Raw genomic sequence first — 25,439 nt, forward strand, 5'->3', positions numbered from 1 at the left:
CTCATCGAGCCGTCGGAGCGTACGTCACGCCCTGTCGATCGGCAAACCGCCTTACTAGCCGAACGGCTGGGAACACCCCTTGCTGTTCGGCAAGTCACATACTTGCCGATCGGCTTGGAGTCCCCCTAGCCGATCGGCTAGCGTGAGAACCACACTTTGGCGTGAACCGACCTCGTTCGGGCGAAAAGGAGCTGACTCTTGGCGACCTTCCTGTACCGGCTCGGCCGGTTCTCCTTCCGGCGCAGAGCGCTGGTCGCGGCCGTCTGGGCGGCGGTCCTCGTGGCACTGGGCCTGGGCGCGCTGACGCTCTCGAGCCAGCTCTCGAACTCGGTGACGATCCCCGGCACCGAGTCGCAGCGGGCCGTCGACCAGCTCACCGAGAAGTTCCCGCAGGCCAACGCCGGTGGCGCGACCGCGCGGGTGGTCATCGAGGCCCCGGCCGGGACCACGGTGACCGACGCGAAGGGCAAGGCGGCCGTCGAAGCGCTCGTCGGGCAGCTGAAGGCGGCGCCGAAGGTCGCCGCGGTGGTGGACCCGTTCCAGGCGCGGTCCATCTCACCCGATCAGCGCGTCGCACTCGCCCAGGTCAGTTACGGAGCGAAAGCGTACGAACTGACCGACGGAGACCGTCAGGCGCTGCTGGACACCGCGAACGCCGGCCGCGCGGCCGGGTTCACCGTCGAGTTCGGCGGCGACGCCGTGCAGGGCACGCCCGCGACCGGTGCCACCGAGGGCCTGGGCGTCGCGGTCGCCGCCGTCGTGCTGGTCATCACGTTCGGCTCGCTGCTCGCGGCCGGGATCCCGCTGCTCACCGCGCTGATCGGCGTCGGCACCGGGATGGCGGGCATCTTCCTCGCCTCCGGGTTCCTCGAGCTGAACTCGAACACGCCGGTCCTGGCGCTGATGATCGGCCTGGCCGTCGGCATCGACTACGCGCTGTTCATCGTGTCGCGCTACCGGCACGAGCTGAGCATCGGCCGCGATCCCGAAGAAGCCGCCGGACGCGCCGCGGGCACCGCCGGCTCGGCCGTGGTGTTCGCCGGGCTCACCGTCATCATCGCGCTGGCCGGCCTCACCGTGATCGGCATCCCGTTCCTCGGCCAGATGGGCGTCGCCGCCGCGGTCACCGTCGCGGTCGCCGTGCTCATCGCGCTGACGCTGCTGCCCGCGATCCTCGGCTTCGCCGGGGCCCGGGTGGCCGGCGGCCGCATCCGGCTGCGCCGCAAGCCGGTCGAAACGACGCACGGCGAGCGCTGGGCGCGGTTCGTCGACCGCCACCGGATCCCGGTGCTGCTGGTCGCGCTGGCCGGGATGGCCGTCGTCGCGCTGCCCGCGCTGAGCATGCAGCTCGGCCTGCCCAACGACAGCACCGCCGCGCCGGAGTCGACCCAGCGCAAGGCGTACGAGATCGCCAGCCGCAGCTTCGGCGAAGGCTCGAACGGGCCGCTGCTGGTCGTCGTCGACGTCTCCGCGAGCGCCAACCGCCAGGCCGCGCTCGGCCAGGCCGCGGCCGACATCCAGAAGCTGCCGGACGTCGCCGCCGTCACCCCGCCGCGCCTCAACCAGGCCGGCGACACGGCGTTGCTCACGGTGATCCCGAAGAGCGGCCCGAGCAGCACGCAGACCGAAGACCTGGTGGCCGCGATCCGCGCCGAGTCCGGCGCGCTGGACGCCAAGCTGGCGGTCACCGGCCAGACAGCGGCGAACATCGACGTCTCCGAGAAGCTGTCGGACGCGATGCTGCCGTACCTGGCGCTGATCGTCGGGCTGGCGTTCGTGCTGCTGATGCTGGTGTTCCGCTCGGTGGTGGTGCCGCTGAAGGCGACGATCGGCTTCCTCGGCTCGGTCGCGGCGACGTTCGGCGCGGTGGTCGCGGTGTTCCAGTGGGGCTGGCTCACGGACCTGCTGGGCGTCGAGTCGACGGGCCCGATCATGAGCATGCTGCCGATCCTGCTGATCGGCGTGCTGTTCGGGCTGGCGATGGACTACCAGGTGTTCCTGGTGACCCGGATGCGCGAGGAGCACGTCCACGGCGCGGAGCCGCAGGAAGCGATGGTGACGGGCTTCCGCCACGGCGCCCGGGTGGTCGTCGCGGCGGCGCTGATCATGATCAGCGTGTTCGCCGGGTTCATCCTCGCGGAATCGTCGCTGATCCAGTCGATCGGCTTCGCGCTGGCGTTCGGCGTGCTGGTGGACGCGTTCGTGGTCCGCATGACCCTGGTGCCGGCGGTTATGTCCCTGCTGGGGCGCAGCGCCTGGTGGCTGCCGAAGTGGCTGGACCGGATCCTGCCGGACGTGGACGTCGAGGGCGAGAAGCTCACGAAGCACCTGGACGAGCCCGAAGAGCGCGAGCTGGTCGGCGCGAGCCGCTAGCGAACACGGAAAAGGCCCCCTCGCGCGCGAGGGGGCCTTTTCCGTGTCTCAGCTCGAGAACCAGAAGATCGCGCCGCCGATGGCGAGCACCGCTGCGATGCCCAGGACCACAGCCATGAACTTCGCCGTCTTCCAGGTCGACCAGACCCCGCCCACCAGGAAACCCCCGAGGGCGAGCAACAGCACACCGACGACTCCGCTGTTCACAGGACGCCCTTCGTCGAGGGGATGCCGCCCGCGCGCGGGTCCGGTTCCGTCGCCGCGCGCAGGGCCCGGGCCACCGCCTTGTACTCCGCCTCCGCGATGTGGTGCGGGTCGCGGCCGTGGATCACCCGCACGTGCAAGGCGATCTGCGCGTGGAACGCCAGCGAGTCGAACACGTGCCGGGTCAGGACGAACGGGTAGTTGTTACCGATCGTGAACGTGGTGAACTGCTCCGGCTCGCCCACGTGCACGCAGTACGGCCGGCCCGAGACGTCGATCGCCGCGTGGGCCAGGGTCTCGTCCATCGGGATCCAGGCGTCGCCGAAGCGGCGGATGCCGCTCTTGTCGCCCAGCGCCTGGCGGAGCGCCTGGCCCAGCACGATCGCCGTGTCCTCCACCGTGTGGTGGGCGTCGATGTGGACGTCGCCGGTGGCCTCGACCTTGAGGTCGAGCGAGCCGTGGACGCCGAACGCCGTCAGCATGTGGTCGTAGAACGGGACGCCGGTCGAAATCTCGACCTCGCCCGTCCCGTCGAGGTCCAGCTGCACGGCGATCGAGGACTCCTTGGTGGTCCGTTCGACCTTGCCGATGCGGGTCATCGCGAGACTTCCTTACTCGCCTCGAGGAAGGCGTCGTTCTCTTCCGGGGTGCCGATGCTCACGCGCAGGTGACCCGGGATGCCCGGGTCGCGGATCAGCACCCCGCGATCCAAATAGGACTGCCAGGCCGCGTGCGGGTCCGAAAACCGTCCGAAGAGGACGAAGTTCGAGTCGCTCGGCACCGGGTCGTACCCCAGGCCCGCCAACGCTTCCACGACGCGGTCGCGCTCCGCGGCCAGCTTGTGCACGCTGTCCAAAGTGGCGTCCGCGTGCCGCAGCGCCGCTCGCGCCGCCGCCTGCGTCAGGCGGGAGAGGTGGTACGGCAGGCGCACCAGCTGCAGCGCGTCGACCACCGCCGGGGCCGCCGCCAGGTAGCCCAGCCGGCCGCCCGCGAACGCGAACGCCTTGCTCATCGTGCGCGAGACGATCAACGAAGACGGGTGGTCCGCGAGCAGCGAGACCGCGCTCGGCTGCGACGAAAACTCCGCGTACGCCTCGTCGACGACCACCATGCCGGTGGCCGCGTCGAGCAGGACGCGCAGCTCGTCGAGCGGGATCGAGCCGCCGGTCGGGTTGTTCGGGCTGGTGACGAACACGATGTCCGGACGCCGTTCCGAGATGACCGCGGCCGCCGCGGCCGTGTCGAGCGTGAAGTCGTCGCGGCGCGGCGCCGGGACCCACTCGGTGCGGGTGCCGGACGCGATGATCGGGTGCATCGAGTACGACGGCTCGAAGCCCAGCGCGCTGCGCCCGGGCCCGCCGAACGCCTGCAGGATCTGCTGCAGCACCTCGTTGGACCCGTTCGCCGCCCAGACGTTCGCCTCCGACAGCACCACCCGCGTCGACACGCTCAGGTAGTCGGCCAGGTCCTGCCGCAGCGCCACGGCGTCGCGGTCCGGGTAGCGGTGCAGCTCGGCCGCCTCGAGCCGGACCGCTTCGGCGACGTCCGCGACCAGCTCCGGGGGCGGCGGGTACGGGTTCTCGTTCGTGTTGAGCCGGACCGGGACGTCCAGCTGCGGCGCCCCGTAGGGCGACTTGCCGCGCAGGTCTTCGCGCAGTGGCAGCTGGTCCAGGGTGACCTCTTCGCCGATCGTCATCGGACGGCACCTCCGAAGCGCGCGGCGACGGCCTCGCCGTGCGCGGGCAGGTCCTCGGCGTCGGCCAGCGCGACGACGCGGCCGGCGACCTCGCGCAGCGCGTCCTCGGTGTAGTCCACGACGTGGATGCCCTTGAGGAAGCTCTGCACGGACAGGCCCGAGGAGTGGCGGGCGAACCCGCCGGTGGGCAGCACGTGGTTGGATCCGGCGCAGTAGTCGCCGAGCGACACCGGGGCGTACGCGCCGACGAAGATCGCGCCCGCGTTGCGGACCCGGGCCGCGACCGAACGCGCGTCCGCCGTCTGGATCTCCAGGTGCTCGGCGGCGTAGGCGTCGACGACGCGCAGCCCGTCGTCCACTGTGGACACCAGGATGATGCCGGACTGCTTGCCGCCCAGCGCCTCGGCGACCCGCGAACTGTGCTTCGTCGCGGCGACGCGGCCGATCAGTTCCTTGTCGACGGCGTCGGCCAGCTCGGCCGACGTCGTCACCAGGACGCTCGCGGCGAGGGGGTCGTGCTCGGCCTGGCTGATCAGGTCGGCGGCGACGTGCGCCGGGTCGGCCGTCTCGTCGGCGAGGATGGCGATCTCGGTGGGCCCGGCCTCGGCGTCGATGCCGATCAGGCCGCGCAGGAGCCGCTTGGCCGCGGTGAGGTAGATGTTGCCCGGGCCGGTGACGATGTCGACCGGGGCCAGCTCGGCGCCGTCGGTGTCCGTGCCGCCGTACGCCAGCAGCGCGACGGCCTGCGCGCCGCCGGCCGCCCACACCTCGTCGACACCGAGGAGCTCGGCCGCGGCGAGGATGGTCGGGTGCGGCAGCCCGCCGAACGCGGCCTGCGGCGGCGAGCAGACGACCAGCGAGCCGACGCCGGCGATCTGCGCCGGGACGACGTTCATCACCACGGTCGAGGGGTACACGGCCAGCCCGCCCGGTGCGTACAGCCCGACGCGCTCGACCGGCACCCACTTCTCGGTGACCGTGCCGCCCTCGACCACCGTGGTCGTGACGTCGGTGCGGCGCTGCTCGGCGTGCACCTTCCGGGCCCGGGTGATCGACTCCTCCAGAGCCGCGCGCACAGCCGGGTCGAGCTGCTCCAGAGCCCGCGTCAGCTCGGCCCGCGGCACGCGCACGGCGTCCGGGCGGACCTTGTCGAACTTCTCGGTGTACTCGAGGACGGCTTCGACACCGCGGTCGCGGACCGCCTCGACCACCGGGCGCACGTGATGCAGCGCCGCGTCCACGTCGTATTCGGCGCGTGGGAGCGTGGCGCGCAGTTCGGCGGCTGTCGGGACCTGCCCGCGCAGGTCGGTGCGGTTCAACATGCCCACCAGGGTACGAGGTCACGCCGAAGGGGTTTTCGGCGATACTCCCCGGTGACGGCCGATCCCAGCATGCAGGAGGCAGCGGTGGCGCGAATCGCGTTGTGCCAGGTCAACTCGGGTGACGATCCGGAGGCGAACCTGAAGCTCGTTCGCTCCGGAGTGGAGGCCGCGGCGGCGGACGGCGCGCGGATCGTCGTGTTCCCCGAAGCGACCATGGCGCGGTTCGGACGGCCGCTCGAGCCGGTCGCGGAGCCCCTGGAAGGCCCGTGGGCGTCGGCCGTGGCTTCGGTGGCCGCCGAGCACGACGTGGTCGTCGTCGCCGGGATGTTCACCCCGGCGGGCGACGGGCGGGTCCGCAACACGCTCCTGATCACCGGCGGCGGCCACCACCGCGGCTACGACAAGATCCACCTCTACGACGCGTTCGGGTTCGCCGAGTCCGACACGGTGGCACCCGGCTCGGCGCCGGCCACGTTCGAGCTGGACGGCGTCGTCTACGGCGTCGCGACCTGCTACGACGTGCGCTTCCCGGAGCTGTTCCGCGCGCTGGCCGACGACGGCGCCGACGTCGTGCTGCTGCCGGCGTCGTGGGGCGCGGGCGAGGGCAAGCGCGAGCAGTGGGAGGTGCTGGTGCGGGCCCGGGCCCTGGATTCGGGCTGCTGGGTGCTGGCCTGCGGCCAGGCCGACCCCGCGGCGACGGGCGTCACGGTCAACCCGAAGGCACCGACGGGGATCGGGTACTCGCTGGCCGCGGACGGCTTCGGCCGGGTGGCCGCCGCCGCGGGCGCTGCCCCGGAGACCCTGCTCGTGGACGTGGACCCGGCAGTCTCCGCCCAGGCTCGCGCAGCCACCGGCGCGTTGGCGAACCGCCGGCTCTAGCGCCCCAATGTGGCATTGGGTGCATCTGACGCACCCAATGCCCCATTGGGGCGTTTGGGGCCGGGGCTAGCGGAGGAGGCCTTCGCGGATGGCGACGCGCACGAAGCCCGCGCGTCGCCGTTCGCCGGTCTTGTCGCGGATGCGGTCCAGGTACGACCGGACCGTGCGGACGCTGATGTTGAGGATCTCCGCCACGTCGACGTCCCGCTCCCCCGCCGCCACCAGGCGCAGCACCTGCTTCTCGCGCTCCGACAGCACGATCTTCGGGCCCGCGTGGCGCTCTTCGCTGTCCTGGATGATCATCCCGGCCAAGGTCGGCGACACGTACGCGTTGTCGTCGGCGATCGTGCGGATCGCGCGCAGGAGCTCGTCGCCGTCGACGTCCTTGGACAGGAAGCCCTTCGCGCCCGCCTGCATCGCGCCCAGCACCTCCGGCTGCTCCGCGTGCGCGGACACCACCAGCACCTTGTGCCCCATCTGCCCCACTTCCAGGACCGCGGCCGCGTCCTGGACGCCGCGCAGCTTCAGGTCCAGCACGACGACGCTGCCCGACGGCTGGTCCTGCACCGCGAACCGGGCCACCGAGTCCGCCACCGCGCCGAGCTCGATGTCCGGCGCCTCGGTCAGCACGCGGGTCAGCGCGTACCGGTAGAGCGGGTGGTCCTCGATCACGCCCACGGAGATGCGCCGGGAAGACGGCGCGGAGTCGCTCATTTGCGGCCGCCGCGCCGCGGGCCGGCCTCACCGATCAGGCCGCGCCGGATGGCCTCCTTGACCAGGCCGGGCCGCCGCCGTTCGCCGGTCTTGTCGCGGATGCGGTCCAGGTAGCCGCGGACCGTCCGGACGCCGATGCCGAGGATCAGCGCGATGTCGACGTCCCGCTCCCCCGCCGCCACCAGCCGCAGCACCTGCTCCTCGCGCGGGGAAAGCTCGGCTTCGGCCGACACGGCGGGCCGGTCGGCGTTGTCCTTCATGATCATCCCGGCCACCACCGCCGAAACGTACGCACCGCCGCCGGCGACCGTCTTGATCGCGATCAGCAGCTCGTCGGCGTCGACGTCCTTCGACAGGAACCCCCGCGCCCCCGCCGCGATCGCGCCGAGCACGACCTCCGGTTCGGCCTGCGCGGAGACCACGAGCACGTGGTGCCCGAGCTCGCACACCTCCAGCACGGCCGCCGCCCCCGCGACGCCCGGCAGGCCCAGGTCGAGCAGGACCACGCTGCCCGGCGGCTGCCGGTGGACGTGGAACCGGGCGACCGAATCGACGACCGCGCCGAGCTCGACGAAGTCGGCTTCGGCCAGCACGCGTTCGACGGAGACTCGGTACAGCGGGTGGTCTTCGATGACCGCGACCCGGACCCGCCCCTGGCCCAGCTCACCCTCGGTCGGACGCTCTTCTGTCATGTGCACGACTTTCACCCCGTTCCACCCGACGGAGCCGGCCGCCCGGCCGTGGCCGGGTCCAGCGCGGGGCCCGTCGGCACCAATGCCAGCAAACTACCCGTGACCGGCGGTTCGGCGACGCCTCCGTAGCCGAGCGAGGCCAAGGCCTGCGCATTCACCACCGGGTACTTCCGGCCGGTGTCGGTCACCAGGTACGCGGTGACCGAACCGGCTTCGACGACGACGGCTCCCCCCGAGGGAGGTACGAACACCTCGTCCGCCACCCTTGCTTCGGTCCGGGTGGCGACCTGGATGGCTTTGGCGCCAACGGGAAGCGGGAATTCGGCCGAAACGAGCAACCGGCTGCCCTGAACGCACAACGCCACGGAGCCGCCGGTGATCGGCGCCTTGCCGGGAATGCGGTCGGGATAGCCGGCCGGGTCGGCGCCGCCGGCCCGCGGCGCGGCGACCTTCGGGACCGCGGCGACGTCGGCCGCGCGGACCTCCACCGGCGCGGGCGGCCCCGGGTAGGCGGCGGCGTTGGCCCCGGTCGTCACCAGCAGGCTCGCCTCGGTCTGCCCGACCGGTTCGAGACCCTCGCGGCGAACGAGGTAGTACGACGTGGCGGTGCCGGGCGCGGCCATCGCGTCCACCACGGCGAGGACTTCGCCGACACGGGTGCCGCGGCCGCCCACCGCGGGCCCCGGGTTCCCGGCGCCGGCGACCGGCAGCGCGGTGAGGTCGCGGCCGGCCGGCACGGTGTCGAGCCACCGCGAGGCCACCGCGATCGTCGGGTAGCTGTCGAACTGCAGCGCGGTCGCGGCCTCGGCGCTCAGCTTGTGCCGCCGCCCGCCGGCGAGCAGGAAGCGCTCTCCCTTCGGCAGCCGCACGATCACGCCCTGGTCCCGCGGCAGCTCCACGCCGGACGCGGGCGCGGCCAGCAGCACGGCGGTGCGCGGCTCGGCCGACGCGGGCGCGTCCTGGGTGGTCCGGCTGCAGCTCGTCCACGGCGTGGTCACCAGCGCGCCCGGCGCGGGCAGCGAGTCGGGCGCGCCCGGGATGCCGATCTGGTTGCCACGGCCCGCTTTGCCGAGGTTTTCCGGCGACACCGAAACGGTCGCGTCGCCGTTTCCGCCGGCCAGCAGCCGCGCGGAGGCGTAGTTCAACACCGGGTGCAGCACGCCGTCGGCGCCGAGCACGAACCGCGCGCCGGTGCCCTCCTCGACGATCACCTTGCCGCCGGCCAGCCAATCCTTGCCACCGGAGGGGTTCAGCAGCCCGATGATGCCGAAGACGGCGGTGACCAGCAGGGCGGCCACGACGCCGAGGACCGTGCCCAGCACGAGCCGGCGGCTGGGCGAGACGGGGTGGTTGGCGTCGGCGGCGACGAGCGCGGAAACGAGCCTGCGGCGGAGGAACTGGTACGCCTGGATCTGGTCCCGCTGCGTCCACACGCTGCTGTGCCCCCGGCTGTGTGCGTCGTCCTCCCGAGTACTCGATGCTAGGCACCACACCGGTGGGCGGCGAGGGTAATTTTTACGCCCACGCGGTATCCGGGCAGGCAGTAGCGTCGAAGGCCGGGGAAAGGGGAGCCCGTGTCCGTCGATACCGCCGTCCACCCGGCACCGTCCCGGCCTTCGGCGGCGCCGCTGCGGTGGCTGCTGCCGATCCGGCCGCTGCAGGCGGCGCTGTGGGAGCTCGCCGCGATCGCCGTGCTGCTCGCGTGGCTGGTCGACGGTGTCACGCAGCCGGTCCGGCTCGGCGTCGGCATCGGCGCGGGCTTGGTCGTGCTGCTGACGTCGGTGCGCTTCGCGGGGCGGCACCCGGCGGGCTGGGCGCTGACGTGGACGGCGTTCCGGTTGCGCCGCCACGACACCCGCCGCGACGGCCCGGACCCGCTGCTGCGCGTGGCCGGGCCGGTGAAGGTGCGCCAGCACGTCGACCGCGCGGGCAACCGCTTCGGCGTCGCGGAGATCGACGGCGGGTGGAGCGCGCTGGTCCGCCTGACACCCGGCCCGGGTGCGCCGGGGCCGCTGGTCGACGCCCTCCGCTCGGCCTACCGGCGCGCGGACATCCCGCTGGCGTCGGCGCAACTGCTGACGTGGGCGATCCCGCGCGGCGACCAGGTGCTGCGGGTGCGCTGGCTGGCGGTGCGCTACCGGCCGGACCTGGCCCCGGTCGCGGCGCTGGCCCGCGGCGGGGGCGAGCTCGGGGCGCTGCGGAGCACGGCGTCGGCGGCGTTGAGCTTGATGGGCGCGCTCGCCGAGGCCGGGTACCAGAGCACGGTGCTGGAGGCCGGGGAGCTGGCGAAGGAGCTTCGGGTGGCGTTGGGCGTCCAAGGCCCGGCGTCCGGCCCGCCCGACCGGTGGAAGTCCTGGGTGTGGGGCGATTCCACGCAGGTGTGCTTCACTCCGCGTTCGCCGCGGGTGCTGGATCTGGCGGTGCCGGGCGCGGCCTTCACGGCGACGTCGTACACCCTGACGCGGACCGCGGGCGGCCGTGAGAAGGCGGAAGTGACGGTCCGGGTGGGGGTGCGGGCGGGCGCTCCGGTGCCGGTGCCGCCCGCGGTGGTCCCGCTGCACGGGCGGCACGAGGCCGGCGTGCGCCGCACCCTCCCCCTCGCGCTGGACTCCTGATTCAGTTCACGACAAAAGTACGAATACTCCGCGCCGGCAACTGCGCGGTGAACGAACCGTTCGAAACAGCCACATCAGTGGACCGCGCGAGATTCGCACTCTGGTTCGTCACCCAGGTCTGCGCGACCGCGGAACCGATGTCCCGGACGGTGAACGCGAGGTCGGCCGCCGCGGTGTTCTTGTTGACGGCGACGATCACGACCCGGGCCCCGCTCTTGTACGCCGAGATGTAGACGTTCGGCTGCGGGTTCGCGGTCGCGGTGATCCGCTGGTAGCCGGGGCGCACCCACTTCGCGAAGTGCGCCATGCAGGCGCCGCGCTTGCTGATTTGCCCGTCCTCCCGCATCGGGCCGTAGGAACGGCGGATGTACCACCACACGTACGTCTGGAACCGGCCGTCCACCAAGGCGCGGTGGATGTGCTCGCCGACGTCGAGCGCCTGCGGCCACAGGTCGGCCGAGTCGGTGCTGTTGGGGTAGTAGACCTCGGTCATCCACAGCTCCTTGCCGCCGCCCTTCTGCTGGAAGAGCGGGTAGGGCAGGTTCGCGAACGAGGTACCGTAGAGGTGCGCGCCGATGATGTCCACATTGGCCAGTGCGGCGGCATCGTTGAGGATAGGGTCGGACATGGTCTTGCGGTACTGGAACGACTCCGGCGCGATGACCCGGGTGGTGAGCGAGCCGGCGTTCTCGCGCAGGAATTTGACGATCTCGCTCGCGGTCCACGCCGTCCAGTCGTGCGCGTAGTCCGGCTCGTTCTGGACCGAGATCCCGTACAGGGGCACCCCGTTGTTCGCCAGGAAAGCGGTGAAGTCGTTCAGGTGCTGCGCATAGGCGCCGTAGGCGTTGTACCGCAGCCGTTTGCCCCCGGAGAAGCTCTCGGTCATCGAGGCGGGCGGGTTCCACGGCGAGGCGATGACCTTCGCCCCGAGCTCGCTCGCCCGCCTGGCCGTGGCGACCTCGCGGCTCCAGTTGTTGCGGTCTTCGTGCACGGGGATGCGCAGCACGGTGAACCCCAGCTGCCCGGTGCCGTTGCCGAACGCCGTCTCGCGCTGGGCGGCGGTGAGATCGCTGATCCAGACGGTGTGGTTCATCCCGCCGAAGCCCAGGATCGTCTGCTGCACGTTCGACGGCTCGACGACCACCGCGGTGGCCGCCGCGGCCGGGGTCGCCGCCGCCAGCACCGGCAGGGCGGCGCCCGCCGCCAGCACGGTGCGCCGGCGCACGAGCGGCGAACTCTCGGACTGCTCTGGACGTGGTGACATGGCATCTCCCTGGAGTCGACTGGCGAACAGCCTGGGAGCGCTCCCAAAACAGTCTTAACAGCGCCCGTGAGGCACCGTCAATGAAACGTTCAGTCGAATACGTCGACCGCCGGAAGGCCGGTCAGCCGCGGACGGCTTCGTACACCCCGGCGATCATCGCCACCATCGGAACCAGCGACAGCAGCACCAGGAACTCGGTCACGTCCAGCAGCCGCGACCAGTAGGGCGAACGCAGCCCGCGCGCCACCCGCGTCGCGTACACCAGGCAGATCACCGCCGCCAGGACCACCGCGCACCCGGCCGCGAACACCGCCGTGCGGTTGCCGGAGGCCACCAGCCACACCCCCGCGCACACCAGCGTCGGCACGCCGAACCCGATCAGCACCAGCCGCTGCGCCCGGCCCGCGTACGACCGCGACCGCAGGATCCACGCCACGCCCAGCAACCCCGCCAGGCCCGCTTCCCACGGCCCGCCCGAGGAAAGCACGACCGAAGCCGCCAGGACCACCAGGCCCAGCGCGACCAGCAGCCCGGTCAGCACCGCCTGCGCCCGGGACGTCCGGCCGATCATCTCCGTCCCCAGCGACGGCTGCTCGTCCGCGCGGAACGCCTCCATGTCGTCCGGGACGCGCGGCAGCGGCAGCCGGGCCAGGCGCAACGCCAGCATCGGCGCCACCGCCGCCAGCGCCGTGCCGAGCACCGCGACCACCGCCGCGGCCGAACCGGCGGAGACACCCGCCAGCAGCACGACCCCGGTGGTCACCGCGCCGAAGCCCGCCGCGCCCGTGATCGCGACGAACCACGGCAGGCGGTCCGCCACCGAGACCGCCGCGAGCACGCCGTACACCGTCACCGCCGCGAAGCCCGCGGCCAGGGGGCCGGCCGACAGCGAGAACAGCGGATGCGGTGGCAGCACCGACATCCCGGCCAGCAACGCCACGCCGACGCCGGCCAGCGATCCCGCCGCGCCCGCTTCGGCGTCTCCGTAAGCACGGCTCAGCGCACCGCCGCCGAGCAGCAGCACCAGCGCCAAGAGCCCGGTCCCGACCGGCGCCAGGACGCTGCCGGACGCCGCCGCCTGCACCAGCAGGCCGCCCGCCAGCAGCAGCACCACCGCGGCCACCAGGCCGGACCGCCGGGCCACCGACGGGCCCCAGCCGCCCGACGTGTCCGCGACGCTGGCGATCGAGTCCACGACGTCGTCGAACAGCAGCGGACCCCGCGGGCGCTCCCGCGGGGTCAGGTGGAGCACTTCCCCGTCGCGGATCTGGGCCGCGGCGACGCTCAGGCCCAACGCCAGTGGTGCGCCGCCGAGCCGGGAAAGCACCCAACCGGGGTGCTCGGCCGACGCCTGCCCGGACGCTCCGGCCAGCCGCACCAGCTGCGGGACCAGCTCCGCGAACGTCGACTGCTGCGGCAGGGCGACGTCGACGCGAGCTCGCGGCGTGACCACCGTGACCCGGCGAGTCGTGCCGGTGAGCGACGCCGTCATCACACGTCTTTCGCGGCCGCGATGACCGGCGCGAACTTCGCGCTCGACGCCTCGGCCAGCTTCTGCAGCCCGGCGTTCACCGCTTCCAGCACGATCTCCGACAGGTTGCGGGCGTCGTACTCGCGGATGGCGCGGGGGTCGATGTCGATCGAGGTGAAGCGGCCGTCGCCGCGGAGGGTGACGGTGACCTCGTTCTGCCGCGAGTGCGCCTTGATCTCCATCGCCTCGACCGTGCGCTGGATCCGCTGGACCTCTTCGGTCTGCTTGCGCACCTGGGAGAGGAGCTCGTCCATGTCGGGCACCGCGTACGGGTCGGTCACTGTGCTTTCCCTTCGTGCTGGCGGACGTGGACGCTGGCCACGAACCGCTGGAAACCGGGTGAGAGCCGCCGGGCGGTCGCGGGCGCGGCCGTGCAGGCGAGCTCCAGCACCAGCCGTTCCTCGGGCGTGGCGCCCGGGACCGTCAGGTGCACCTGGGTCTGGACCAGCTCGGTGCCTTCGCCGGTGCGCAGCCGCAGCAGCTGCATGACGGCGGGCGCGGCCGGGTCGCCGACGTCGCGGCGGCTCAGCACCTCGAGCCCGGCCAGCGTCCGCGAAAGCCGCTCGACGGCTTCGGCGGCGACGGCGTCGATCGTGGCGTCGTCCGGCCGTTGCTGCACGCTGACCGTGATGTTCGGGACGAACTCGCCCGGTGCGGTGTCGTGCACGGCGACGAACACCGCACCGGAGTCGCCCGGGTCGACGGCGGTCCAGCCGTCCGGGATGACGAAGTCGAGGGGAAGCGTCATCACAGCCCCACATACGCGACGGCGTCGTCCCAAGCGGACCCGACGGCGTCGGCCGCGTCCGAAGCCGCGTGGCTGACGGCGTCCACGGCCGCGCCGCCGTACTCGCCGATCGTGTGGCCCAGCTTCGGCAGGTCGATGTCGATCTTCGCGCCGACCCCCAGGCCGAGGCCGAGCGCCGCGCCCGCCTTGAAGCTCACCTTGAGGTGCCCGGCGTCGTAGACCGCCTGGGCGTCGAGCTGCGCGCCGAGCCCGTACTGCAGGGTGCCGTTCGCGCCGACGCCGATACCGGCGACGTCCGCGGCGACTTCACCCTCGACCTTGCCGCCCACGAAAGCGTTCGCGTGCGCGCCGACGCCGTGGGCACCGATCGTGCCGGACGCGCTGGCCTCCCCGCCGGCGAACACCGTGCCCTTGGCGTGGGCTTCGGCGACGCCCCACTCCTTCTTGGCTTCGGCCTCGCCGTGCAGGGCCGCGAGTTCCGCGTGCCCGGACGCGGACGCGTCCCAGCCCTTCGACGTGATCTTCCCGTCGTACTCCGGCGACCAGCCGTCCTGCTCGTGCTGGAACTTGTAGTAGGTGATCTCGGTGTTGCGGCCGATCTTGTTCTTCAGGCCCTCGGGCTCCGGCTGCCCGAACGGCGTGTCGGCCTTCTTCGGCGCGCGGGTGCCTTCGAGGCCGTCCCAGGTGAGCTTCTTCCAGCCGGAGTTGCCGAACCACGACGGCACGGTCCGCGGCCGCTTCCGACCGTCCAGCGGCTCGCCGTTGAGCCAGTGCAGCGGGCCGCGGGCCCACTTGCCGAGCTCGTGTTCCAGGCGTCCGACGCCCTCGGGCGGGAACAGCTCGGCGAGCGTGTCGGAGAACTCGTCGACGACCTGCCGGGCCGCGGCGACGCTCTGTTCGCCGAGCTGCCGCGCGGCCTGGATGAACGCGCCGACCGAGGCGGAGTTCACCGCCCGGGCCTGGGCGGTCAGCTGGGCGGCGTACTGGTCGAACTGCGCGAGCACCGAGTCCACGGCGGCTTCCGCGGACTGCACGAGCCGGCCCGCGGTGGCGAGCCGGTTCGCCTGGTCGCCGAGCTTCGTGGCCGTTTCGGCGAGGTCCTTGCCGAGTTCGCCCGCGGCCGTCGCGAACGCGGTGTAGGCGTCGCCGTCCCAGTCCGCGTGCAGGGTCTTCGCGGACTCGTCGATTTCCCGCGCCCGGCCCGAAACCGCCGACGCGCGGGTCGCGACCCGCTGCGAGGCGGCGCTCAGCGCCCCGGGATCCCCGGTGACGCGCCGGCGGCACTCGACGAGCACGCGCCGGTAGCCGGACAGCACGGAGCTGACCACCCCGGACGCGTCGACCACCCCCGAGCCCGCCACCGGCTAGTTCCCGGCCGCGTCGTAGCCGACGTGCTGGCTGAAGTGCTTGCCGTTGAAGTCCAAGTCGATGTCGAGGTCGAAGTCCTGGCCACCCGGAGCCTCCACAGTGGACTCACCGGTGGTCAGGTTGGTGTGGATGACGACCTCGTCGGCGTGCCCGGCCGAAGGCGCGGGAATCGCCGGTGCCGGCGCCGGCGCGGGTGCGGGCACCGAGGGCGGCGTCACCGGGTGGTCGACCGGGATCCAGCTGTTCGCGGGCGTGGCCGCGCCGCTGGAACCGCCGCCGGTGGCGAGCGCGGGCGGGGTGTAGTCAGTGAACGAGGGCTGCTGCGGGATCCCCCCGCCGCTCCCGCCCGCCACCGCCTGCTGCCCCGACGGGCTCGCCACCGGCGGCGGGGTCTGCGGCGCGGTGACCGGGGTGCTCCCGATCGACGGCGCCGTCGCACCCGAGCTGCCGGAGGAGTGGTGGAAGAGCTTCTCGATCTCGCCGATGACCTGCGCGAGCGTGGTGACCTGCTGGGCGAGGTCCACCGCGCCGAGCGCCTTGAGCAGCGCGCCGATCGCGGTGATGAACGCCCGCAGCGACGCACTCGTCGCGGTCGACAAAGCGACCGCGGCCCCGTAGGTCCACCAGTTCGACATCAGCGCGGCGACCGTGGGGTTCACCGCGGAGACGACCGCGCGGTAGGCCTCCTGCGCGGTCTTGATCAGCGTGCCGGAGACGCCGAGCAGCTCGGCGCCCTTCTGGACGACGTTGATGATCTTCGTCAGCTGGTCGAGGGAGTCGCTGATCTTCTTCAGCGCCGACTCGCTCGCCGCCCCCGACCAGATCTTGCCCAGCTGGTCGGCGGCCTTCGACAGCTCGTTGTACATGCTGAGGAACTGCTCGGCCTTGCGGACCAGGTCTGCCACGTGCTTGGCGATCTGCTCCGGCTGGCCGGTGACGATCTGCGGCAGGATGGTGATCGGCCCGCCCGAGGACGCGGTCGCGTCCATCGCGCTGGAGTTCGGGAAAGTCAGCATCGGTCCTCACAGAGTCCTTGAGCGGCGGAGTTCGAGGGGCGGACGATCAGACGACGGAGGCGGGCCGGTAGACGCTGACCTTCGCCAGCCCGCCGGTGCGGGCGTCGAGCAGCCCGTGGTTGTAGAGGCGGCCGCCGTCGCCGGCGACGCCGATGACCGGCTGGCGGTCGGAGAACAGCAGCGGCTCCACGACCACGACGTCGCCGCTGTGCACCCCGCCGGGCACGTCGGAGAACGTGCGCGCGGTGCCCGCGTAGACCTCGATCAGCCCGACCCTCGCCTGGTTGTCGGCGTCGCCGGCGAGCCAGTCGTTGAAGTCGGCGACACCGTGGAAGCGCGTGTCGGTGATCGGGTGGTCGCCGAGCCTGCCGAGCCGCGCGTCCCCCAGGTAGCGCAGCACGTTGCCGACCGACGACGGCTCGCCGTGGGCGCCCGCGCTGTCGTTGATGGCCAGGGTGGCGAGCTCGGAAGCGTGCGAGCTGCCCCAGATCGACGACGCGGTGCCGCCCGGCGCGTGCCCGCCGCCGAAGCCGGAAGCGACGTCCTGGTCCGCCGCCTGGTAGGCGTCGGCGCTGGCCTTGACGAGCCCGTTGACCTGCTGCAGCAGCTGCAGCAGCGTGCGGACGGCGGTGATCTGGCCGGAGTGCAGGGCCGCGTTCGCGGCGGCGACCGCGCTGCCGAACGTCGCGAACGACATCGGCTGGACCACGAGCCGTTCGAGGTCGGCCACGGCGTTGATGCCGTGGGCGATGATGCCCCCGACGTTGCCCACGGCGGAGCGCATCGCCTCGGGCTCAGCCCGGTACTCGCCGGCCATGGGTCTCCTTCCGGGGGAGGTGCTGAGCCCGAGCGTAAGTTCGGCCCCGGAACCGGGCGGACGGCAAAAGTACCCACCGCGGCAGGACGGCAAGTGGCCAAAATACCGGTCAGAGCCGCCCCGATCCGCTGGAGCATTGCCGCATGAGCCTCATCCCCGAGCGCCCGTCCGAGATCGTGCTGCAGTCACCGCCGATGCTCCCGAAGAGCTCGTCCGGCGGCATGGTGCAGCTGATGATGTTCCTGCCGATGATGCTCGGCATGGGCGCGATGTCGTTCGTCTACATCGGACGCGACGGCGGGGTGATGACGTGGATCTTCGGCGCCCTCTTCATCTGCGCGATGGGCGGCATGGTGGTGATGTCGCTGGGCCGCGGCGGGATGGCGAAGAAGGCGCAGATCAACGACGAACGCCGGGACTACCAGCGCTACCTCTCCGGGCTGCGCGCCCAGGTCCGCGACATCGCCGACGGCCAGCGCGCGGCCATGGTCGCCGTCCAGCCCGACCCGGCCGACCTGTGGGCCTACGTCGAGACCGGGAAGCTGTGGGATCGCCGGCGCGGCGAGCCGCAGTTCGCCCAGGTGCGCGCGGGCACCGGGCCGCAGCGGCTCGCGACGCCGCTGAAGGCGCCGCAGACCGTGCCGCTGGAGGACCTGGACCCGGTGTCCTCCACCAGCCTCAAGCACTTCATCCGCACCTACTCGACGGTGGACGGCCTGCCGGTCGCGCTGTCGCTGCGCTCGTTCGCCGCGGTCACCGTGGCCGGGCGGCGCCCGGCCGTGCTCGGCCTGGTGCGGGCGCTGCTGTGCCAGCTGGTCACCTTCCACTCCCCCGCGGACCTGCGGATCGCGCTCTGCGTTTCGCCGGACCGGCAGCACGACTGGGAATGGGCGAAGTGGCTGCCGCACGCGACGGCGGCCGGCGCGGCCGACGCCGTCGGCGCGCGGCGGCTGGCCGCCGACACCGCGGCCGGGCTGACCGAGCTGCTGGGCGCCGACCTCGGCGAACGCCCCGCGTTCAGCCGGCGCGCGGCGGCCGAACTCGACCTGCCCCACCTCGTCGTCCTCGTCGACGGCGGCAACGCCCACGGCGAACCCCGGCTGGTCGGCCCCGACGGCAGGCTCGGCGTCACGGTGATCGAGATCGGGCAGGAACACCCGCGGGCGTCGTCGTCCGAGAAGCTGCTGAGCCTGCACACCGCGCCGGAGTCGCTCGGCATGGTCGTCGGCGAAGGCGGCGAGCAGCGGCTCGGCTTCCTCGGCCGCCCGGACCTCCTCGACCGCGGCGCCGCCGAAGCGCTGGCGAGGATGCTGACGCCGCTGCACACGCCCGCCGCGGTCGTCGGCGAGAAACCGATGTCCACGACGTTCGGGCTGGCCGGGCTGCTCGGCATCGGCGACCCGCGCGACACCGACACGACGGTGACGTGGGCGCCGCGCGCGGCCCGCGACCGGCTCCGGATCCCGCTGGGCGTCAACCCCGAAGGCCGTCCGGTGGAGCTGGACCTCAAGGAGTCGGCCGAGGGCGGGATGGGCCCGCACGGCCTGGTCATCGGCGCGACCGGGTCGGGCAAGAGCGAGCTGCTGCGGACGCTGGTGACGGCGCTGGCCGTGATGCACTCGTCGGAGACGCTCAACCTGGCGCTCATCGACTTCAAGGGCGGCGCGACCTTCGCCGGGATGACCGGGCTGCCGCACACCTGCGCCGTCATCACCAACCTGTCCGACGACCTCGCGCTGGTCGACCGGATGGCGGACGCGCTGAACGGCGAGCTGCTGCGGCGGCAGGAACTGCTGCACGCGGCCGGGAACTACGCGTCGGTGCGCGACTACGAGAAGGCCCGTGCGGACGGCGCGCCGCTGGACCCGCTGCCGTCGCTGCTGGTGATCATCGACGAGTTCAGCGAGCTGCTGTCCTCCCGCCCGGAGTTCATCGACCTCTTCGTCGCGATCGGCCGGCTCGGGCGGTCGCTGGGCATCCACCTGTTGCTGGCCTCGCAGCGCCTGGAAGAGGGCCGGCTGCGCGGGCTCGACTCCCACCTGTCGTACCGGATCGGGCTGCGGACGTTCTCCGCCGCGGAAAGCCGCGCGGTGCTGGGGGTCGCGGACGCCTACCACCTGCCGCCGGTGCCGGGGTCGGCGTACCTGAAGTCCGACACCGAAACGCTGATCCGGCTCAAGGCCGCCTACGTCTCCGGCGAGCTGCCGCCGCGGAGCACGGTCGTGCGCGAGGACGGGCAGGAACTGGGCGTGCTGCCGTTTTCCCTGGCCCCGGTGGAAATCCCGGTGACGACCGAGGTGTCTTCGGCTCCCTCGGAGGGCGGCACCGGCGAGACGATCATCGGCGCGATGCTGTCGCGGCTGGAGGGCCGCGGCCCGGCCGCGCACCAGATCTGGCTGCCGCCGCTGAACGAACCGCCGACGCTGGACCAGCTGCTGCCGCCGCTCGGCGAGGACGCCGCGCGCGGCCTGTGCCCGCTCGGCTGGGGCGGCAACGGGAAGCTGACGATCCCGGTGGCGCTGGTCGACAAGCCGTTCGAGCAGCGCCGCGACCTGCTGTGGGCCGACTTCTCCGGCGCGGCCGGGCACGCGCTGATCGTCGGCGCGCCGCAGAGCGGGAAGTCGACGCTGATGAAGGACATCGCGGGCATGCTCGCGCTCACGCACACCCCGGCCGAGGTGCAGCTGTTCGTGCTGGACATGGGTGGTGGCGCACTGGCGCCGATCGCCGGCCTGCCGCACGTGTCGGGGTACGCGACCCGCCGGGACGCGCAGCGCTGCCGCCGGGTGGTCGCCGAGCTGACGACGTTGCTGGAGCAGCGCGAGGAGTTCTTCGCCGCGCAGGGGATCGAGTCGATGGCGGCGTTCCGCGCCCGGCGTGCGGAGTTCACCGAGAGCACGGACGAGCGCGAGTTCGGTGACGTGTTCCTGTTCGTGGACAACTGGACGACGATCCGCCAGGAGTACGAGCAGCTGGAGGAACAGATCACCGGCCTGGCCGCGCGCGGGCTCGGCTTCGGCATCCACGTGATCGTCTCGCTCAACCAGTGGATCGGCGTCCGTGCCCAGCTGCGCGACGCGATCGGGACGCGGTTCGAGCTGCGCCTGGGCGACCCGATGGATTCGTCGATCGACCGCAAGGTGGCGGCGAACGTGCCCGCCGACCGCCCGGGCCGCGGCATCACGGCGGAGAAGCTCCACTTCCTGGCGGCGTTGCCCCGCATCGATGCGGACCAGCGCCCGGAGACGGTCGGCGCGGGCGGCGTCGACCTGGTCCGGCGGATTTCCGAGGCGTGGCAGGGGCCGCGCGCCCCGCAGGTCCGGCTGCTGCCGCCGGAGGTGCCCCTCGACGGATTGCCCCCGGCCCCTTCGCGCCAGGTCACGCTGGGGATCGCGGAATCGACGTTGCGCCCGGTGCACCTGGACTTCGCGGCGGACCCGCACTTCATCGCCTTCGGCGACGTGGAATCCGGCAAGAGCTCGCTGCTGCGGGCGATCGCTTCGGGAATCACGTCGGCGTACACGCCGGAGGAAGCGGCGATCATCGTCGCGGACTACCGCCGGGGCCTGCTGGGCGCGGTGTCCGAGCCGCACCTGCTGGGGTACGCGGGCGCGGAGGGCAAGCTGACGGACCTGATCGGCGAGTGCGCGCAGGCGATGCGCAACCGCCTGCCGGGGCCGGAGGTGACGGCGGAACAGCTGCGCAATCGGTCCTGGTGGCGCGGCCCGGAGCTGTTCGTCCTGGTGGACGACTACGAACTGGTGGCGACGGTCGGCCGGAACCCGTTGCAGCCGTTGCTGGAGTTCCTGCCGCAGGCCCGCGACATCGGGTTGCACCTGGTGATCGTGCGCGGCTCGGGTGGCGCGGGCCGGGCGTTGTTCGAGCCGGTGCTGCAGCGCCTGCGCGAGCTCGGCTCGCCGGGGCTGATCATGTCGGGGACGAAGGACGAAGGCGCGTTGCTGGCGGACGTGAAGCCGTCACCACAGCCGCCGGGCCGCGGCACGCTGGTATCGCGGCGGCACGGGACGGGGCTGGTCCAGGTGGCCTGGACGAAACCGGCGGAGTCCTGACTTCAGGGAGTGGCTTCGACCACTACGTCTCGGCCGAGCTCACTGTCGTAGTACACGACCCGCCAGTCAGGGCCCACCTGAGCGCGGACCTGTGCCGCCAGCCGGCGACCCTCGGCCACGAACGCCTGCTCGGCGGCTTCCGACGGGAACCCCGAAGCGATCGGGTCGTCCCGGTCCAGAGTCGCGGTGTACTCGTCGGCCCAGCGGTTCAAATCGCGCACGAGAGCGGGGCTCAAGCCCAGCCTGCGATCCGCTGGGTCGACGTTTTCGGTACCCGACCCCGCGGACACCCACAGTGCCCAGCAGTCGTAATCCGCCAGTACCCGGAGAGTTTTCTCCGCGGTCACCACGACCCCACCGAATTGGCTCCGACGATGAATCCGTTGCTCCCGACCGTGATGGCCAAGCGATACTCCTTGCCCTTGTAGGTGAACTGGTAGATCGGACGTCCCGTACCCTTCCCTTGGTAGCCGACGATGCGGCCGGTGGCAGCGCCGGTCAGGACGAACTCCCCGACCTCCTCCTGGGGAATGCCGAGCTGCGCGAACTCGTCACCATGACGCAGGACGTGGATCAAGCCTGCGCCCTCGTTGCCGGTTTCGAGGAAAATAAGCTTCCCATCCGCATTGAGCCGCACGCCGACCAGGTTCTCGCGGGTGAACTTCACCCCGCTGAGGGACAACTGCTCCAGCAGCCGCGGGTCGAGCATGGATCGTGGCCGGGACATCGTGTCGGCCACCGCACCCACGGTGACTTCGGCGTCTATGCCGAACTGCTCGAACAGCCCGGCGACTCGGGAGGTGACGAGGGCATCTCCGGTGGCGATGGCCATCCACGAGGTGAATGCCGTCCCCTCGGGAATGATCGATGCGGCCAGCAGAGCGCAAGGTTCGAAAGCAGCGCACAGCGTCCCGCCGAGCAACGCGGTTTCCACGGTGGCAAGAGCCCCGTAGATCGCACCGAGTTCGTTGAGCGCCTGCGCCGCCGCCGTGAAAGCCAGGTCCGTAGCGAACGTCGGGCTCGTCTCGGCGGCGAAGCACTGCTGCTGGAACGCGCGTCCCATGTTTTCGGTGTGCCGGCAGAGCCAGTCGTTGCTCAGGACGCGCATCACCTTGTCGGCGTCCGACATCTGCGCGAACTGGATGCACTCGTCGTAGCCGATGCCGCCCGGCAGGCTCTTGCAGTGCAGCAGCAGGATCCCGTTCGCTTCCTCCTGCTGCCGCTTGACGGTGGCCAGTGCCGCCGACACCGCGTCGTTCGCCGCCGTCTTCGCCTTCTCGGCGCTGTCGCCCGCGGCCAACGCGCTCTTGAACGCGTCGCGGGCCGAACCGTACGCGGCCGAGGCCATGCGGGCGGCGAAGTTCGCCGACGAATTCGCCCAGGCCGCCGACATCGCGGCGCTGCGCGACGACGCCCGCGCATTCGCCGCGGCCGTGTTGGCGGTCGCCGCCGAACGGGCCGCCCGGGTGGCCGCGTCCTGGGCTGCCAACGCCGACTCGTGGGCCTGCTGCGCGCTGATCGCGGCCGCCTGGCGGTCTTTCTCGGCCTGCTGGGCGTGGCCGGCCGCCTCGGCGGCGGCACCGCGGGCGGTGGCGGCGACCTGCTGGGCCAGGTCCGCGTTCTGGGCCGCGGTCTGCGCCGTCTGCATCGCCTGGGCGAGGTAGCCGGAAACCTGGGCGTCGTGGGCGGCGCTGTCCTGGTCCTGCTGGGCCGCGGCGTACTGCCCCGAGACGAGGAAGTCGTGCACCATCGCCGGGGTGCCGTCGAGCGCGATCTGGGCCGCGGCCTTCAGCTGCGGACCGCTGGTGGCGGCGGCGAGGATCTGGTTGGTCTTGATCCGGTCGTCGTTGACCGCGGCCCCGGTCTGCCCGGAATCGAGGAACTGACGCAGGGCCTGATCGGTGTCGGCGTCCAGCGCCTTCTGCGCGGCAGCCTGGGTCGCCAGGTTGCCGGCCTGCTGCGCGGCGGCCAGGATGCGGTCCACCGCGATCCGGTCGTCGAGCCCGCGGCCGGGGTAGTCCTGGCTGCGCAGGAACGCCTGGACGTCGGCGTCGCTGCCGGCGAGCGCGGCGTCGGCGGCCTTCTTGAACCCGTCGGTCGCGGTCCGGGCGAGGTTGGTCAGGGTGACGCGGTCGTCCTGGCCGGCGGCGAGGGGCAGGCCGGTGCGGACGAAGTCCATCGCGACGATGTCGGGACCGGCGAGCGCGTTCTCGGCCGCGGCCCGCGTCCACGGGCCCCCGCCGGTCGCCAGGGCCAGCGCCGCCTTGCGCGCGTCCGCCAGCGCCAGGGCAGGAGCGGTGCCGGGGGCGGTCGCTTCGGCGATCAGGCGGTTCGTCTCGGCCGAGCGCAGGTCGTTCTGGGTCTTGTTCCAGCGGTCGGCGAGCACCACCTGGTCCGCCACGGCGCCCAGGCGGAGAGCGAGTTCGTCGTCCCGCTCGGTTTCCGCGGCGAGGCGGGCCGCGTCGGCCGTCCGGGCGGCTTCGTAGACCTGCTTGGCCTGGGTCGCCGCCGTGATCGCGGCCTGCGCCGCCTGGGTCGCCGCGTTCGCGTGGGTCGTGGCGAGGTCGGCCGCCTCGGCCGCGTTGTGCGCATGACTGGCGACGTCCAGCGCGGCCGCCGCGGCCGCGTCGGCATCCGCGGCGGCCCGTTCCGCGGCGGCCTGTGCGGCGTAGGCGGCGCCGGCCGCGGTGTCGGCGAACGCCGAAGCGGCCTGAGCGGCCCGGGTCGCGCGGGCAGCGTTCGCGGCCGCGCTGGCGGCAGCCTGGCGCGCCTTGGCGGCCTGCGCCTTCGCCACCGCGGAGTTCTTGCTCGCGGCTTCGGCCGCGCGCGCCGCGGCCGCGGCGTTGTTCCCGGCCGAGCCGGCCGCGGAGATCGCGTTCTTGGCCGCGGTGACCGCGTCACCGGCGGACTTGGCGGCCGCGGCGGCGTCGCGGGCCCCGCGAGCGGCGTCCCTCGCCGTTTCCGCGGCCTGGCGGGCGGTGTCCGCGTTCTTCGCGTCGGTGGCCGCGGCCGAGGCCGAGTTGTACGCCTGCGACGCCGCCTGCCCCGCCTTCGTCGCCGCGGTCGCCGCGCGGGTGGCCGCGCCGGACGCGACACGGGCGGCGACACTGGCGGCGTTCGCCGCGCCGACCGCTTCCCGTGCGGCCGAGGCGGCCTTGTCCGCGGCGTCGGCGGCCTGCACCGCCGCGGAGGTCGCCGCGTTCGCGTCGTTGTGCGCGTTCGCGCTCGCGGTCGCCGCCGCCTCGGCGGCCTGCTTGGCCAGCTCCGCCTCGGTCACCGCCCGGGCCGAGGCGTCCTTGGACGCCTGGGTCTCGCGGGCCGCCTCTTCCCCGGCGTCCTTGGCCGCCCCGGCCAGCTGCGCGATCGTGGCGGTTTCCAGGTCCCGCGCTTCGGCGATCGCGCGATCGTGGTTGAGGAACTGGGCGTAGGCCTCGGTGGTGTCGGCGTCGAGAGCCCGCTGTGCGGCCGCGCGTGTCTCGGGACCGCCGACCGCGAGGGCCTGGTCGACCCGGATCCGCTGGTCGAGCGCGTAGGGCTGCTTCCACCCCGTGTCGAGGAAGGTGTCCAGCGCCTCGTCGGTCTCGGCGTCCAACGCCGCCTGCGCGGCCTTCTGCAGCTGCGGACCGCCGACCGCGAGCATCTGGTCCACGCGGATCCGCCGGTCCAGGCTCGACGGCAGCTGCCAGCCCGAGGCGAGGAACGTGGCGTTCGCCGCGTCGTCCGTCGCGTCCAGCGCCTGCTGGGCGGCGTGCCGGACGGTCGGGCCACCCGAAGCCAGGATCCGGTTCACGCTGATCCGGTCGTCGGCCTTCCGGTCCTGCGGCAGCTTGACGGTCAGGAAGGCCGTGACATCGGCCTCGGTCCCGACCAGCGCCGCCGCCGCATCGGCTTTCACCGTGGGTCCGCCCAGCCGCCACAACTGGACGACCCGGTCGCGGTCGGTCAGCGGCGGCGCCGACGTCTCCGGCGGCTCCGGATCGGCGGCCGACGCCGCCGGCGCGCTCACCGCTCCCGCCAGCAGGGTGCCGATGAGCAAGACCAGCCCGACAGCGGCCCGGCCCGATTCCCGGCGCGCGAACATCACCCAGTTCCCCCTCGTGAAAACCGACGACCATGCCACCGAATGGCGT

General features: G+C 72.6%; 20 protein-coding genes. 4 read left to right on the forward strand and 16 right to left on the reverse strand.

Annotated features, from left to right (window positions below; genetic code table 11):
- Positions 1–198 precede the first annotated feature (198 nt).
- Positions 199–2,373 carry an MMPL family transporter gene (locus ACWED2_RS08480; RefSeq protein ID WP_449689788.1) on the forward strand — a complete coding sequence of 725 codons (2,175 nt, stop codon included), beginning with the start codon at positions 199–201 and terminating at the stop codon, positions 2,371–2,373.
- 48 nt (positions 2,374–2,421) lie between these two features.
- Here ACWED2_RS08480 and ACWED2_RS08485 read toward each other — a convergent pair whose 3' ends face one another.
- Genes ACWED2_RS08485 through hisD form a run of 4 tightly spaced genes read right to left on the reverse strand, consistent with a single transcriptional unit; the run spans position 2,422 to position 5,595 of the window.
- The gene (locus ACWED2_RS08485) at positions 2,422–2,580 is read right to left on the reverse strand and encodes a hypothetical protein (RefSeq protein WP_449689789.1); all 159 of its coding nucleotides are present in this window, start codon (positions 2,578–2,580) and stop codon (positions 2,422–2,424) included.
- On the reverse strand, positions 2,577–3,176 hold the full coding sequence (gene hisB, locus ACWED2_RS08490) for an imidazoleglycerol-phosphate dehydratase HisB (protein WP_449689790.1): 600 nt from the start codon (positions 3,174–3,176) through the stop codon (positions 2,577–2,579). Before hisB ends, ACWED2_RS08485 begins: the two co-directional genes overlap by 4 nt.
- Complete coding sequence (locus tag ACWED2_RS08495) at positions 3,173–4,273, reverse strand: histidinol-phosphate transaminase (protein WP_449689791.1); 1,101 nt, start codon at positions 4,271–4,273, stop codon at positions 3,173–3,175. The genes hisB and ACWED2_RS08495 overlap by 4 nt, the downstream gene beginning before the upstream one ends.
- Complete coding sequence (hisD, locus tag ACWED2_RS08500) at positions 4,270–5,595, reverse strand: histidinol dehydrogenase (protein ID WP_449689792.1); 1,326 nt, start codon at positions 5,593–5,595, stop codon at positions 4,270–4,272. Before hisD ends, ACWED2_RS08495 begins: the two co-directional genes overlap by 4 nt.
- 84 nt (positions 5,596–5,679) lie before the next feature.
- Here hisD and ACWED2_RS08505 point away from each other — a divergent pair, with 84 nt between their 5' ends.
- Positions 5,680–6,474: a carbon-nitrogen hydrolase family protein gene (locus tag ACWED2_RS08505; RefSeq protein ID WP_449689793.1), complete on the forward strand. Its 795-nt coding sequence runs from the start codon at positions 5,680–5,682 to the stop codon at positions 6,472–6,474.
- 66 nt (positions 6,475–6,540) lie between these two features.
- Here ACWED2_RS08505 and ACWED2_RS08510 read toward each other — a convergent pair whose 3' ends face one another.
- From ACWED2_RS08510 to eccB, 3 genes are read right to left on the reverse strand one after another with little or no spacing between them, the layout of a single operon-like run.
- Positions 6,541–7,188 carry a response regulator gene (locus ACWED2_RS08510; protein WP_449689794.1) on the reverse strand — a complete coding sequence of 216 codons (648 nt, stop codon included), beginning with the start codon at positions 7,186–7,188 and terminating at the stop codon, positions 6,541–6,543.
- Complete coding sequence (locus tag ACWED2_RS08515) at positions 7,185–7,880, reverse strand: response regulator transcription factor (protein WP_229902734.1); 696 nt, start codon at positions 7,878–7,880, stop codon at positions 7,185–7,187. Before ACWED2_RS08515 ends, ACWED2_RS08510 begins: the two co-directional genes overlap by 4 nt.
- Before the next feature lie 11 nt (positions 7,881–7,891).
- Positions 7,892–9,313 carry a type VII secretion protein EccB gene (gene eccB / locus ACWED2_RS08520; protein WP_449689795.1) on the reverse strand — a complete coding sequence of 474 codons (1,422 nt, stop codon included), beginning with the start codon at positions 9,311–9,313 and terminating at the stop codon, positions 7,892–7,894.
- 141 nt (positions 9,314–9,454) lie between these two features.
- Between eccB and ACWED2_RS08525 the strand changes: the two genes are divergently transcribed.
- The gene (locus tag ACWED2_RS08525; RefSeq protein ID WP_449689796.1) at positions 9,455–10,495 is read left to right on the forward strand and encodes a type VII secretion protein EccE; all 1,041 of its coding nucleotides are present in this window, start codon (positions 9,455–9,457) and stop codon (positions 10,493–10,495) included.
- Between the two features lies 1 nt (position 10,496).
- On the opposite strand, the gene ACWED2_RS08530 is transcribed toward ACWED2_RS08525, so the two are convergent.
- The 7 genes from ACWED2_RS08530 to ACWED2_RS08560 form a co-directional block, all read right to left on the reverse strand.
- Positions 10,497–11,759: a glucuronoxylanase gene (locus ACWED2_RS08530; RefSeq protein ID WP_449689797.1), complete on the reverse strand. Its 1,263-nt coding sequence runs from the start codon at positions 11,757–11,759 to the stop codon at positions 10,497–10,499.
- Between the two features lie 121 nt (positions 11,760–11,880).
- Positions 11,881–13,251, reverse strand: coding sequence for a type VII secretion integral membrane protein EccD (eccD, locus tag ACWED2_RS08535; RefSeq protein ID WP_449689798.1), 1,371 nt, complete (start codon positions 13,249–13,251; stop codon positions 11,881–11,883).
- A complete protein-coding gene (locus ACWED2_RS08540; RefSeq protein ID WP_310977180.1) occupies positions 13,251–13,571 on the reverse strand; it encodes a YbaB/EbfC family nucleoid-associated protein in 321 nt (106 codons plus the stop codon). The genes eccD and ACWED2_RS08540 overlap by 1 nt, the downstream gene beginning before the upstream one ends.
- Positions 13,568–14,038: a hypothetical protein gene (locus ACWED2_RS08545; RefSeq protein WP_449689799.1), complete on the reverse strand. Its 471-nt coding sequence runs from the start codon at positions 14,036–14,038 to the stop codon at positions 13,568–13,570. Before ACWED2_RS08545 ends, ACWED2_RS08540 begins: the two co-directional genes overlap by 4 nt.
- A complete protein-coding gene (locus ACWED2_RS08550) occupies positions 14,038–15,399 on the reverse strand; it encodes a WXG100 family type VII secretion target (RefSeq protein ID WP_449689800.1) in 1,362 nt (453 codons plus the stop codon). Before ACWED2_RS08550 ends, ACWED2_RS08545 begins: the two co-directional genes overlap by 1 nt.
- 3 nt (positions 15,400–15,402) lie before the next feature.
- Positions 15,403–16,422: a hypothetical protein gene (locus ACWED2_RS08555; RefSeq protein WP_449689801.1), complete on the reverse strand. Its 1,020-nt coding sequence runs from the start codon at positions 16,420–16,422 to the stop codon at positions 15,403–15,405.
- 46 nt (positions 16,423–16,468) lie between these two features.
- Positions 16,469–17,239, reverse strand: a complete 771-nt coding sequence (locus ACWED2_RS08560) for a WXG100 family type VII secretion target (RefSeq protein ID WP_449689802.1) — start codon at positions 17,237–17,239, stop codon at positions 16,469–16,471.
- Between the two features lie 143 nt (positions 17,240–17,382).
- On the opposite strand from ACWED2_RS08560, the gene eccCa reads away from it, so the two are divergent.
- Positions 17,383–21,309 carry a type VII secretion protein EccCa gene (gene eccCa, locus ACWED2_RS08565; protein ID WP_449689803.1) on the forward strand — a complete coding sequence of 1,309 codons (3,927 nt, stop codon included), beginning with the start codon at positions 17,383–17,385 and terminating at the stop codon, positions 21,307–21,309.
- Between the two features lie 2 nt (positions 21,310–21,311).
- On the opposite strand, the gene ACWED2_RS08570 is transcribed toward eccCa, so the two are convergent.
- Positions 21,312–21,530: a hypothetical protein gene (locus tag ACWED2_RS08570; RefSeq protein ID WP_449689804.1), complete on the reverse strand. Its 219-nt coding sequence runs from the start codon at positions 21,528–21,530 to the stop codon at positions 21,312–21,314.
- 122 nt (positions 21,531–21,652) lie between these two features.
- Complete coding sequence (locus tag ACWED2_RS08575) at positions 21,653–25,390, reverse strand: ALF repeat-containing protein (protein WP_449689872.1); 3,738 nt, start codon at positions 25,388–25,390, stop codon at positions 21,653–21,655.
- Positions 25,391–25,439 lie beyond the last annotated feature (49 nt).

The organism is Amycolatopsis sp. NPDC005003, from assembly GCF_053600695.1.

Coding starts and splice junctions, on each gene's coding strand:
- hisB (WP_449689790.1), bottom strand. CDS start 3,176: ATGACCCGCATCGGCAAGGTCGAACGGACCACCAAGGAGTCCTCGATC.
- ACWED2_RS08515 (WP_229902734.1), bottom strand. CDS start 7,880: ATGACAGAAGAGCGTCCGACCGAGGGTGAGCTGGGCCAGGGGCGGGTC.
- ACWED2_RS08575 (WP_449689872.1), bottom strand. CDS start 25,390: ATGTTCGCGCGCCGGGAATCGGGCCGGGCCGCTGTCGGGCTGGTCTTG.
- ACWED2_RS08530 (WP_449689797.1), bottom strand. CDS start 11,759: ATGTCACCACGTCCAGAGCAGTCCGAGAGTTCGCCGCTCGTGCGCCGG.
- ACWED2_RS08545 (WP_449689799.1), bottom strand. CDS start 14,038: ATGACGCTTCCCCTCGACTTCGTCATCCCGGACGGCTGGACCGCCGTC.
- ACWED2_RS08510 (WP_449689794.1), bottom strand. CDS start 7,188: ATGAGCGACTCCGCGCCGTCTTCCCGGCGCATCTCCGTGGGCGTGATC.
- ACWED2_RS08560 (WP_449689802.1), bottom strand. CDS start 17,239: ATGGCCGGCGAGTACCGGGCTGAGCCCGAGGCGATGCGCTCCGCCGTG.
- eccD (WP_449689798.1), bottom strand. CDS start 13,251: ATGACGGCGTCGCTCACCGGCACGACTCGCCGGGTCACGGTGGTCACG.
- eccCa (WP_449689803.1), top strand. CDS start 17,383: ATGAGCCTCATCCCCGAGCGCCCGTCCGAGATCGTGCTGCAGTCACCG.
- hisD (WP_449689792.1), bottom strand. CDS start 5,595: ATGTTGAACCGCACCGACCTGCGCGGGCAGGTCCCGACAGCCGCCGAA.
- ACWED2_RS08555 (WP_449689801.1), bottom strand. CDS start 16,422: ATGCTGACTTTCCCGAACTCCAGCGCGATGGACGCGACCGCGTCCTCG.
- ACWED2_RS08495 (WP_449689791.1), bottom strand. CDS start 4,273: ATGACGATCGGCGAAGAGGTCACCCTGGACCAGCTGCCACTGCGCGAA.